This is a genomic window from Oleiphilus sp. HI0080 (genome assembly GCF_001635135.1).
In genome coordinates this window covers 1-2,862 of sequence record NZ_LWFU01000631.1, presented here as the reverse complement: position 1 = coordinate 2,862, position 2,862 = coordinate 1, and the positions used below count along the sequence as shown (strand labels likewise).

The following is a 2,862-nucleotide window of genomic DNA, read 5'->3' as shown; positions in this document are numbered from 1 at the left end:
CCATTATGGGGGCATCACTATTTATGGTCGAACGCGATTATAACTTTGGTGAGAGTTTAGTTTATGGTGTGGGAGCTGGCGTAGGCTGGGCTCTTGCGATCGTAGCGCTTGCAGGTATTCGCGAAAAGTTGAAGTATAGCGATGTTCCTGAAGGGCTCCGTGGCTTGGGTATCACTTTTATTACGGTGGGTCTTATGTCGCTTGGTTTTATGTCGTTCAGCGGTATTTCGCTGTAACTGTTAGTCGAAGAGGTTTAAAAGGGTAATCCCATGAATGCAGAACTCGTTCTAGGTGTTGTCATGTTTACCGTCATCGTACTAACGTTGGTAGCGGTAATTTTGGCAGCGAGAGCTAAGTTGGTTAGCTCCGGTAATGTTTCGATCATCGTAAACGATGATCCAAATTCAAAGATTGAAACGCCTGCGGGCGACAAGCTCCTACAAACCTTAGCATCTGAAGGCATGTTTTTGTCTTCAGCTTGTGGTGGAGGCGGCACATGTGCGCAGTGTAAGTGCAAGGTGCTAGAAGGTGGCGGCTCGATGTTGCCAACTGAAAAGACTCACTTCACTCGTCGCGAAGAAGCTGAGGGTTGGCGGCTTGCGTGTCAGGTTCCTGTCAAACAGGATATGAAAATCGAGGTCGACGAAGAAGTCTTTGGCGTTAAGAAGTGGGAATGTACGGTCGAATCGAATCCGAATGTTGCTACTTTCATCAAAGAGCTTACTTTGCGTCTACCAGAAGGTGAAAATGTTGATTTCCGAGCAGGTGGTTATGTTCAGCTAGAATGCCCGCCCCACGAAGTGGACTATAAGGATTTCGACATCGAGGAGGAGTACCGAGGGGACTGGGATAAGTTTAACGTTTGGCAGTACAAGTCAGTCGTTAAAGAAACAGTTATTCGTGCCTATTCAATGGCGAATTATCCCGAAGAAAAGGGTGTAGTTAAGTTTAATATCCGGATCGCCTCGCCGCCACCTGGGACCGACTTCCCGCCAGGGCAGATGTCGTCTTGGGTCTTTGATTTGAAACCAGGCGATAAAGTAACGGTTTATGGACCATTCGGCGAGTTCTTTGCTAGGGACACCGAAAACGAGATGGTTTTCATAGGCGGTGGTGCGGGAATGGCGCCAATGCGTTCGCACATTTTTGATCAGCTTAAACGACTTAATTCTAAACGTAAGATGTCGTTTTGGTATGGCGCTCGCTCTTTAAGAGAGATGTTCTATCAAGATGAATACGACAAATTGGCTGAAGAAAACGATAACTTCGAATGGCATGTAGCACTCTCAGATCCTCAGCCGGAGGATAACTGGGAAGGTTACACTGGATTTATCCATAACGTGCTGTTGGAAAACTATTTGAAGGAACATCCAGCCCCAGAAGACTGTGAGTTTTATATGTGTGGGCCACCTATGATGAACGCCGCAGTGATTGAAATGCTCAAAAATCTCGGAGTGGAAGATGAGAATATCATGCTCGATGATTTCGGCGGATAGCTCAATCTAAAGAATAAAATGCCAGACTTTGTTCTGGCATTTTTCGTTTTAGCGGGGAGATTTTTCCGATTTTTTTGGGAGGAATGAGTTTGGGTTTTAATTTTATCAGCCGGTTTGTGGTTGTTGCCTCATTTGTCGTGCTTGCGGGATGCTCAAGCGAGCGGACTGTGCATGCGTTTCAAGGTGCGATGATGGGGACGACATACACCGTGACGTTGGTCGAGGGTGGAGAGCCAAATTTCCAAGATGAACGTGTGCTAGATGAAGCTGAGTCTCTGTCGGTCCAAGCATTAGCTCGTGTTGATAAGGCCTTGTCGACCTATAAAGATGACTCTGACTTGATGCGTTTTAATCAATCGGCTGTTGGCTCTATTTATGAAATGGGCGACGAGATGGCGGAAGTAACTTTGCTCTCTCTTGAGATGCGTGATGCGTCTCAAGGGTTCTTTGATCCAAGTGTGGGAGCATTGGTCTCAGCATGGGGGTTTGGTGCTTTTTCTCAGGATGTGCCTCCTAATTCTGAGGAGATTAAAGCGTTGATGGCGCAATCGGGAATGCGTTTTGTGAGATTGATTGACGATACACGAATTCAAAAATTGGGTGAGGGGTTTATAGATTACTCAGCAATTGCCAAGGGTTATGCGGTTGATAAAGTCGCTGAAACTTTGCACTCACTTGGGTTCAAAAATTTTATGGTAGAGGTTGGAGGCGAGGTCAGAGTTTCTGGCCATAACGCAGAGGGCAATCACTGGCGCCTTGGTATCGAACAACCTGATATTCTTCGACGAAAAGCGTATAATATCGTTCATATAAGTGATGTTTCGATGGCGACTTCAGGTGATTATCGAAACTTCATAGATGGCCCTGATGGGCGCTACTCCCACACAATCAACCCTAAAACAGGGTATCCCGTTTCTAGTCAGATCGCTTCTGTTTCAGTGATCATGAAGGATTGTGCAAGCGCTGATGCGTGGGCAACAGCTTTGTTGGCGATGGGGAAGAAGAAGGCTCTGTACATAGCTCAAGAGCAAGACTTGGCCGCATTTTTTATATTTCGAGAGAAAGACGGTTTTAGCTCCCGTGCAACGATAAAGATGCTTAGTTACATTCATTAAGTAGCTTCAATGTTTGAGAGGTTTTAGCGATGGAATTATTTTTGGTTGTTTTTGCCTTTATGGCGGTTTTGATTACTTTGATGGCTATTGGCGTGATCTTCAACAATAAGCCGATTAGTGGTTCATGTGGGGGTATGAGTGCATTGGGTATGGATGTCGCGTGTGATATTTGCAAGGGCGATCCGGCCAAATGCGACAAAGAGTCAGATGAGGCAGGCAAAGGTAAGACTAGTTTGGCCTATGAGGCTGAG

4 protein-coding genes are annotated in these 2,862 nt (G+C 46.1%); all 4 read left to right on the top strand.

The window, feature by feature from the left end:
• A partial coding sequence (locus A3751_RS13825; protein WP_304439033.1) for an Rnf-Nqr domain containing protein occupies positions 1–236 on the top strand: 236 nt, incomplete at its 5' end.
• 33 nt (positions 237–269) lie between these two features.
• Positions 270–1,496, top strand: a complete 1,227-nt coding sequence (nqrF, locus tag A3751_RS13820) for an NADH:ubiquinone reductase (Na(+)-transporting) subunit F (protein WP_068457084.1) — start codon at positions 270–272, stop codon at positions 1,494–1,496.
• An 89-nt stretch (positions 1,497–1,585) separates the two neighbouring features.
• Complete coding sequence (locus tag A3751_RS13815) at positions 1,586–2,611, top strand: FAD:protein FMN transferase (protein ID WP_197466350.1); 1,026 nt, start codon at positions 1,586–1,588, stop codon at positions 2,609–2,611.
• Between the two features lie 29 nt (positions 2,612–2,640).
• Positions 2,641–2,862 (top strand): (Na+)-NQR maturation NqrM (nqrM, locus tag A3751_RS13810; RefSeq protein WP_068457079.1); only part of this gene is annotated, 222 nt, incomplete at its 3' end.

Coding starts and splice junctions, on each gene's coding strand:
- nqrF (WP_068457084.1), top strand. CDS start 270: ATGAATGCAGAACTCGTTCTAGGTGTTGTCATGTTTACCGTCATCGTA.